We start from the raw sequence: 7,848 nt of genomic DNA, 5'->3' as shown, positions 1-7,848 counted from the left end.
ACCTGATTGCTGGAAAGCTAAATTTTGGTCTACCCACGTAAAATAGCGAGGAACCCGCATGATTCACGCCGATGTCGCAGCCGTAGGCGTTGTTGAACCAGGCGAGATTCGTTCCGAAAATGAACCACCGGTCGATCCGGCAGCCGCCTGCCGCTTCAGCAGAGACCGATGCCAGTGCCAGAAACAGAAGAATGACCGGGATGACGAGACTGCGGATGGTTCGCATAACGATCTCCTGTCTACAAAAAGCTTTCCATGCGTTTCCACCATTCTACCAAACATCTCGGTTGTGGAACATGAAATAAGTGGTCGCAAACGTGAGCAACGCCACACTCTGAACATACCTCCATTTCAAGGCCTCGACTGAGGTATAAATACAATATAGTATAGTATTCCCTCTGTAGGCAAACAGTACTCCCTTCGGCCGTGGGGCAATCTGCGGTATACTTCTGCGAGAAGATATCCTCCGAAAGGAATCCCCATGATCGACCGACGCCTGTTCCCCCGAACACTTGTGCTCATTCTGACGCTGCTGGCCTGTTGCCTTGCCGCAGAGGCCGCCTCCCGGGAAACCCTAGTCCGGTTCGAGGTGAGCGTCCCGGCTTCCACCCCCGGAACCGATGGAATTTTCCTCGTCGGCAACCTTCCGGAGCTGGGCGCCTGGAAAGGTTCGGGAGTGACTCTGCGAAAGCTGGGGAACAGGACTTTCGGATACGAGGGGCGCTTCGCTCCCGGAACCGTACTGGAGTTCAAGTTCACCCGGGGGGACTTTTCCCGGGTGGAGAAGGCTGCCAATGGCCTGGAGATTCCCAACCGGACGTTCCGGGTCCCCGGAGGCCTGATAGCCACGGCTTCGTTCCAGGTTGCCGCCTGGGCGGACCAGATCGGGGCGGCGCCCCCCCAGATCACCGGAGCGTTCGAGATCCTGCGACAGGTGCCGTCGAAGCACCTACCCCGGCCCCGCGACGTGGTGGTTCTCCTGCCGCCGTCGTATGGGCTGCCGGCCTCCAGGAGCCGCCGGTATCCGGTCCTCTACCTGCACGACGGCGGGAACCTGTTCGATCCCGGCACCTCGTTCGGCGGGGTGGATTGGGGTGTGGACGAAACGCTGGACTATCTCTACCGCACCGGCCAGATGCAGGAGATCATCGTCGTCGGCATCGGCAACACAGCCGACCGGATGAGCGAATACACCCCGTTTCCCGATCCGAAGCACGGCGGCGGTTGGGGGGATCGTTACGGGCGATTTCTCGTCGAAGAACTGAAACCTGACATCGATCGCCGGTTCCGCACCAGAAAGGACCGGGAAGGCACCTGTCTGGGCGGGTCGTCGCTCGGAGGGTTGATCTCGGTCTACCTCGGGCTCAGGTACCGGCAGATGTTCGGAGGGATCATCGCCATGTCCCCATCGTTCTGGTGGGCGGAAGGGGGGATCATCCCCTGGACCCTGGCTCGGCCGTTTGAGCCCGCCGCCACCCGCCTGTGGGTGGACATGGGAACCGCCGAAGGCGAGGAGGCCATCGACTTCAGCCGGAGGTTCGACGCGGCCCTTCGGAAGGCGTTCCCCTTGTTTCCGGGATATCGCTACACCGAGATTCCCGGGGCGGCCCACAACGAAGCTTCCTGGCGTCAGCGAGTATCCCATCCGCTGTTGTTCCTCTTCGGCCCGGCAGAGAGGCGGCCCCGGCCTTGAGCCGCGGCGGATTTCCGGAGACGGATCGGGTGACGTGGAAAGGACGCATTCAAGGCGGGCGAGTGCTGCGTTGTTGAGCCACGGATTCTTGGCATTTCCGGCGTCTTTGCTTCCCTGAAAAAACGAGCGAGGATTGAGGTATCGAAGCACAAACCGGCGCTCATGCGTTGTTTCGAACGGTTGCCCTTCGATACCTCAGGGCGAACGGTGAGTATTCATTCTGCACGACTCAATAAGGCTTCCGGCCGGAGGCGGTGCGGTGGGGTAGACCGATTTCGGTGATATCGGCGAGTTTCCTTGCATCGAGGACGGGGCCGTCGATGCAGAGGCGCAGGCCGGAACCGTCCATGCAGCACTGGCCGCAGATGCCGATGCCGCATTTCATGTAACGTTCGAACGACAGTTCGTACGGTAGATGCCGTGACTCGGACAGGTCGCGCACGGCCATCAGCATTGGTTCCGGGCCTGCGGCGCTGATGTGGCTGATCCGGCCCTCTTCGATGATGGAATCCATGAACGTGGTGACTAGTCCTTTGTTTCCGAGAGAAACGTCTTCGGACACGATCGTGCAGCCGGGGAGAGAGCGATAAAACTCCAGAAATGGAAGATCGGCGGCGGTGCGGACGCCGAAGAGCAGGCGGAATCGCTTGCCGCCTGCCCTGAGAGCCCGCGCCAGGAAGCGGAGCGGGGCCATGCCGATGCCGCCGCCGACCAGCAGCGTGTCGTCCTTCAGGGAAAAGCCTTTTCCGAAGGGTCCGCGCAGGCCGACATACTCGCCTTTCCGGCGGTTCATCAGCTCTTTCGTGAACGGGCCGACGGCCTTGACCGTTATCTCGAGATGCTCGTCCGTCATGTCCGAGACGGAAAACGGCTTCTCGTCGATGCCGGGAAGCCACATCGTCACGAACTGGCCGGGTTTGACGGTGAACGGACGTTCGACATAGAAACTCTTCAGGCCGTCGTGATGAGTGACGACGTTTGCGATCGGAAACGTCTGCATGTTATGCGACATGGGCTGCTCCGATGAGTGATGAAAGTGATTGTATAGCGTTGCCTTTGATATATTCCATGATTCCCCTGTTGATGCGGTCGAACACCGACAACCCCGGCTTGTATACAGCGGAGCCAATCCCGACGGCCGATGCGCCGGCCATGATCAATTGCAGGGCATCCGATGCCTGCGTCACGCCGCCGCCGCCGATGATCGGAATGTTGACGGAGCGGTAGATCTCCCAAACGCATCTGACGGCGATGGGCAGAATGCAGGCCCCGGAAACGCCGCCCGTTTTGTTCGAGAGAACCGGCTTTCTGACGTTCAGGTCGATCAGCATGCCCGGTCCGATCGAGTTGATCGCCGTGATCGCGTCCGCGCCGTTGTCTTCGCAGACCTTCGCCATCGTGCCGATCGAGGCGCAGGCCGAGGTCAGTTTGACGGAAACGGGAATCCTGCCTGCTTTGCGCTTTACGAGCGAGGTGATGCGCGCGCAGGCCGCGGGATCGGCCCCGAACGGCTGGCCGAACTCCGACGCGACGTTCGGGCACGAGACGTTCACTTCGATCATGTCCGGCTCGGCCACGGCCATTCGTTCGGCGACCTCTCCGAACTCTTCGACACTCGCGCCGAAGATCGACGCGATGACGGGAGCCTTGCCGCCGAACCTCTTCCGATACTCGGAGATTTCCTGCGACATCACGTCCACGCCGGGGTTCGAGAGGCCGACGGCGTTGAGGATGCCATGTTCAAACGGAAGAACGCTCGGGCATTTGTGGCCCGACCGCTCCGACATGCCGCACGATTTCGCGGTCACAGCGCCTGCGCCGTGTTTTGCCGCAAGGCCGAGCGACGAGGCAGACATGCCGAGAATTCCCGACGACAGCACAAGTGGCGACGCCAGTTCGAGACCGGCCAGTGCAACCTTCACCCTGTTCAAATTCATTCCTGATCCTCATTGTTCATTTTGAATGTGAATGACCAGTAGCTGAAATACGTATAATATATAAGCAAAATATTATATAGTTATATATATTGCGCATTGATCCTTGTCAGGTTGGTTGTAGGGGCGGGTTTCAAACCCGCCCCTACGAGGCACCGGTGTCAGGCGGGTTCGCGGGGTTGGAGGGTTGGTTCGAGTTCGTCGACGGCGAAGAGGCGTTCGCAGAAGTTGCAGCGGAACCTGAGGGGGGACGTTTCCAGACAGTGGAAGCTGGTTCGGACGTGGCACTCGAAGTTGGTGACGCAGTTCGGGTTGGGGCACTTCAGGATGCCTTCGATGATTTCAGGCGGATCGAGGATGATCTTGCGGTCGACCTTGAAATCCTTGATGCGCTTGACGGTCACGCCCGGGGCGATGATGGACAGGTGACTCAGAAATCTCGGCGGAAGCTCGGTGATCTGGAGCTTGATCAGGTCCTTCTTTCCGAGGCGCCTGCTCTGATAATTGAGTCCGAAGGTGATGGGCGTTCCGGCGAGTTCAGGGTGGTAGGAAAGAATGTGCAGGATTTCGCTGCCCAGGCCTGCGGGAATATGGTCGATGACGATGCCGTTCTCGATCTTCGGGATGAGAAGCACGTTGGCGCTGGTCATGTGTTCAAGCCTCCAATCAGGTGGAACAGAATCGCCTGGCGCATGATGAGGCCGTTCTTCACCTGCTCGAAATAGCCTGCGAAGGGCGTGGAATCGACGTCCGGGTGGATCTCGTTCACGCGGGGAAGCGGATGCAGGACCTTGAGATGCGGTTGCGCGTTCTTCAGCAGATTCCGGTCGACGCAGAACGAGTCTTTGACTTTTTCGTATTCGAGCGCGTCGGGAAAACGCTCACGCTGAATGCGGGTCATGTAGAGAATGTCGCAGGATGTGACGGATTCGACGATGTTCCCGTCCTCGTGCCAGGTGATGGCTTTGCCCTCGATACTCCGCTTGATGTGCTCGGGAAGCTTCAGGCTTTCCGGCGATACGAGGTGGACGTGGACGTTGTCGAACTTGGCGAGTGCCTGGATGAGGGAATGGATGGTTCGAGAGTATTTCAGATCTCCCGCCATTGCGATTCGCAGGCCATCGAACTTTCCGCGGATCTTCTGGATCGTGTAGAGGTCCAGCAGCGTCTGGGTCGGATGCTGGTTCGCGCCGTCGCCGGCATTGATGACCGGAACCCTGCACGATTCGGCAGCCAGGCGGGCCGTTCCTTCCTTGTGGTGGCGGATGACGATCGCATCCGCGTAGTTCTCGACGGTGCAGATCGTATCCTTGATCGTTTCCCCTTTGCTGACCGACGAACCACCCGATTCGGAAAACCCGATGACCGAACCGCCCAGCCGCTGCATGGCCGCCTCGAAGCTCAGGCGGGTCCGGGTGCTCGGCTCGAAGAACAGGACGGCAAGAATCTTTCCCGCCAGCATGGTCCGCTTTTCCGCGTCGGGCAGACGTTCCATCTTTTCGGCCAGGTTCAGATACTGGACGAGCTTCTGTTTGTTCAAATCTTCGATCGAGATCAAATCTTTCTTCATATATATGCAGACAAATCCTTTTCGAGAGACTGGATCCAGTTCAGCGGATCCGGTGCGTTCAACAGCCTGCGGCCGACGATGAGATAGTGGCGTTTGATGAAGCCGAACCTGGCCGCGTCGCCTTGCTGATGCCCGAGACCGGGGGAGTAGAACTCGGTGTCCGGGCCGAACGTGCATTGGGAGATGAGTTCTTCCGTTTTCTCGGGCTTGGTCAGGGGAACGACGAACGCGTTTACTCCCTCATTCCTGGCAGTCTCAAAGATCGTTTTCACGGCCGTATCGGGAATGAACCCGCCTTCCGACATGAGGTAGGCCTTGTGGGTCATGACGCTTCCGACGATGACCTTGATCGACCGCTCCTTCAGGGCCGCGATCCAGGCTTTCATCGTTTCAGGGCCCGTCAGCGGGAAGAGAATCGCCTCATCGACGCCGCCCGTGCTCATGACGTCGGCGAAGAGGGGCGCGGTGTCGGGAATGTCGGTGCCGCCCTTCTGGTGATCGTAGATGATCGGCTTGTCGGAGACGGACCGGATCGCTTTGACCGTTTCGGGAATGCCGCAGGCGAGGCCGAGGGCAAACCCGATCTTGTAGCCGTACACCATGTCGGAGGCGGCGACCTGCTCGACGAGGTTGACCGCCCGCGTCAGATCGGTACAGTCGAGGGAAGGAATGACGCGAAAGATTTTTTTCATGATGCGGTCTCCCAGAATGTTTGTACGACGCCAGCGCGGGCGTCGCCGGTTTCGGTGAGATACTCGCGGACATCGCCGAGGTCGATCAGGGATACGGCTTTGAACGGAACCGAAGACGACTTCGGGGCGCGGTTGACCGCGATCGCCACGCCGAGGGGTTTCACCTTGAATGCTCGTTCGATCGATTGTATAGCAATGACTTTTGTCGCCCCGTCGCTCAGCACGTCGTCGATGATGACGATCTTGTCGGCGGGCGAGGGAATCGTCCCGATCAGGTTGCCGCCTTCGCCGTGGTCTTTGGCCTCCTTGCGGTCGAAGCAGACGGCGAGGTCTTTCCCGTAGCGCCGCCAGTAGGCCCCGGCAACGGCCGTGGCGAGCGAGATGCCCTTGTAGGCCGGTCCGAACAGGAGGCTGACGTCGGGAAACTCCGCGTTGATGGCCTGTGCCAGGGCATCGCCGAGGAAATCGAGACGCTTGCCCGAACTGACACAGCCGATGTTGATGAAGAACGGGGACATCCTGCCGGACTTCAGCCTGAACTCGCCGAACGTCAAGGCGCCGCATTCGATCAGGAACTCAACGATGACCCGTTTGAAACTGTTCATATGCCTCCCGTGAAATAGAAGAGTTATTGATATATATTCTGCGGCTGTATGCCCAGGCTCCGTTCACCAGCACCGCCTCGACGCGGCGGGTGAACGTGAAGCCCGCATACGGATTGACCTGCGCCCGGGTGACGATCTTCCGATCGGGAAGATAGGCGCCGGCCGGCGAGATGAAGACGATGTCGGCGATATTCCCCGGCTTGATGCCGTTCCGGAGCGGGATATCGAAACAGCGGGTGGGATTTTCGCAGGCGATCTGAAGCAGGCGCTTCCAGGAGATCGAACCGCGGTCCGCGAGGGACGCGAGCAGCGGCAGGAACCACTCGATCGAGGCAATGCCGGAGGGCGGCCTGACGGATGCTTTCTCGCCCGGCAGGTGCGGGGCATGGTCGGTCGAGATGTAGTCAATCGTGCCATCGGCAAGAGCTTCCAGAAGGGCGGCGCGGTCCTCCGTGCCGCGAAGCGGCGGGTTCGCCTGCAGCACCGGGCCGGCTCGCTGCTGGTCGGTTTGCGTGAAGAACAGGTAGTGAGGGCAGGTTTCGCCCCACACGTCCCAGCCTCGGCGCTTCACGGTTCTCAGCCATTCCACCTCTTCGCGCGTCGAGATGTGGCAGAGCGCCAGGCGCGGCCTCTGCCGAGCGTCGAGTTTTTCGTAGGCTGTCTCAATCTTTCGTAAAGCATTGACTATAGCGGAGCGTGGCCTCGCGAGATGGTGGCGCAGGTTCGTGCCCTGCGGAAACTCCGAGGCGTCTTCCGCGTGGATCGTCACCCGGGGATATCTGACGAAGATCGTGGCCAGCTCATCCACGGAGACGACGGCGCGCGCCTGCCCCGACGGCGACATGAACACCTTCGCCGAGGCGATCGCCTCGGGGACCGGCGCGGTGGTCGAGGCGAGGATGTGGAGGCCCCAGTTCGTCCGACACTTGCGACGGAACAGGGATTTCTTCGCTTCGAGCCGCGCTGGGGTCGAGCAGGTCGGTCGATTGTTGGGCATGTCGAGAACGGTGGTCACGCCCCCGGCGAGGGCGGCGCGGCTTCCGTTGGCGATACCCTCCTTGGGGCAGCCGCCCGGTTCGCGGAAATGCGTGTGCGCGTCGATCAGCCCGGGAAGTGCGAGAAGGCCGGCGGCGTCGAAGATCTCACTGCCGGCATCGTCATCCGGCGTCTCGACTCCCAGCGAATGAACCGCCTGGCCCTCGATCCGGATCGAGCCGGAACGGACATTCCCGTTGTTGTCGAGCCAGCGGGCGTTTCGGATCAGCATTCGCGCGCTTCCCCAATGCGAAAGGCCGCATGAAGAAACATCCCCGGTGAACCGGACCGTTCACCGGGGATGTATGCCAGGATCAGA

9 protein-coding genes are annotated in these 7,848 nt (G+C 60.3%); 1 reads left to right on the top strand and 8 read right to left on the bottom strand.

The window, feature by feature from the left end; translation table 11 throughout:
* Positions 1-226: hypothetical protein (locus tag PLU72_06420; protein ID HOT27804.1), on the bottom strand; the 226-nt coding region annotated here is incomplete at its 3' end.
* Between the two features lie 255 nt (positions 227-481).
* On the opposite strand from PLU72_06420, the gene PLU72_06415 reads away from it, so the two are divergent.
* Entirely contained in the window at positions 482-1,693 is a 1,212-nt protein-coding gene (locus PLU72_06415) for an alpha/beta hydrolase-fold protein (protein ID HOT27803.1), read from the top strand.
* Between the two features lie 229 nt (positions 1,694-1,922).
* Here PLU72_06415 and PLU72_06410 read toward each other — a convergent pair whose 3' ends face one another.
* From PLU72_06410 to PLU72_06380, 7 genes are all read right to left on the bottom strand, one after another.
* On the bottom strand, positions 1,923-2,705 hold the full coding sequence (locus PLU72_06410; GenBank protein ID HOT27802.1) for a dihydroorotate dehydrogenase electron transfer subunit: 783 nt from the start codon (positions 2,703-2,705) through the stop codon (positions 1,923-1,925).
* Complete coding sequence (locus tag PLU72_06405) at positions 2,695-3,630, bottom strand: dihydroorotate dehydrogenase (protein HOT27801.1); 936 nt, start codon at positions 3,628-3,630, stop codon at positions 2,695-2,697. Before PLU72_06405 ends, PLU72_06410 begins: the two co-directional genes overlap by 11 nt.
* 158 nt (positions 3,631-3,788) lie before the next feature.
* Positions 3,789-4,277, bottom strand: coding sequence for an aspartate carbamoyltransferase regulatory subunit (locus tag PLU72_06400; GenBank protein ID HOT27800.1), 489 nt, complete (start codon positions 4,275-4,277; stop codon positions 3,789-3,791).
* On the bottom strand, positions 4,274-5,197 hold the full coding sequence (pyrB, locus tag PLU72_06395; protein ID HOT27799.1) for an aspartate carbamoyltransferase: 924 nt from the start codon (positions 5,195-5,197) through the stop codon (positions 4,274-4,276). The genes PLU72_06400 and pyrB overlap by 4 nt, the downstream gene beginning before the upstream one ends.
* Complete coding sequence (locus tag PLU72_06390; GenBank protein ID HOT27798.1) at positions 5,194-5,889, bottom strand: orotidine 5'-phosphate decarboxylase; 696 nt, start codon at positions 5,887-5,889, stop codon at positions 5,194-5,196. The genes pyrB and PLU72_06390 overlap by 4 nt, the downstream gene beginning before the upstream one ends.
* Complete coding sequence (gene pyrE, locus PLU72_06385; GenBank protein ID HOT27797.1) at positions 5,886-6,494, bottom strand: orotate phosphoribosyltransferase; 609 nt, start codon at positions 6,492-6,494, stop codon at positions 5,886-5,888. The genes PLU72_06390 and pyrE overlap by 4 nt, the downstream gene beginning before the upstream one ends.
* Entirely contained in the window at positions 6,466-7,761 is a 1,296-nt protein-coding gene (locus PLU72_06380) for a dihydroorotase family protein (GenBank protein HOT27796.1), read from the bottom strand. The genes pyrE and PLU72_06380 overlap by 29 nt, the downstream gene beginning before the upstream one ends.
* Between the last annotated feature and the right edge of the window lie 87 nt (positions 7,762-7,848).

Source organism: Candidatus Ozemobacteraceae bacterium (genome assembly GCA_035373905.1).
GTDB lineage: Bacteria > Muiribacteriota > Ozemobacteria > Ozemobacterales > Ozemobacteraceae > MWAR01.
This window is presented reverse-complemented; position numbering and strand designations above follow the sequence as displayed.

What these genes read in the sequence shown, in the direction of transcription:
- pyrB (HOT27799.1), bottom strand. Translation starts at nt 5,197, where the DNA reads ATGAAGAAAGATTTGATCTCGATCGAAGATTTGAACAAACAGAAGCTC.
- PLU72_06410 (HOT27802.1), bottom strand. Translation starts at nt 2,705, where the DNA reads ATGTCGCATAACATGCAGACGTTTCCGATCGCAAACGTCGTCACTCAT.
- PLU72_06390 (HOT27798.1), bottom strand. Translation starts at nt 5,889, where the DNA reads ATGAAAAAAATCTTTCGCGTCATTCCTTCCCTCGACTGTACCGATCTG.
- PLU72_06380 (HOT27796.1), bottom strand. Translation starts at nt 7,761, where the DNA reads ATGCTGATCCGAAACGCCCGCTGGCTCGACAACAACGGGAATGTCCGT.
- pyrE (HOT27797.1), bottom strand. Translation starts at nt 6,494, where the DNA reads ATGAACAGTTTCAAACGGGTCATCGTTGAGTTCCTGATCGAATGCGGC.
- PLU72_06400 (HOT27800.1), bottom strand. Translation starts at nt 4,277, where the DNA reads ATGACCAGCGCCAACGTGCTTCTCATCCCGAAGATCGAGAACGGCATC.
- PLU72_06415 (HOT27803.1), top strand. Translation starts at nt 482, where the DNA reads ATGATCGACCGACGCCTGTTCCCCCGAACACTTGTGCTCATTCTGACG.
- PLU72_06405 (HOT27801.1), bottom strand. Translation starts at nt 3,630, where the DNA reads ATGAATTTGAACAGGGTGAAGGTTGCACTGGCCGGTCTCGAACTGGCG.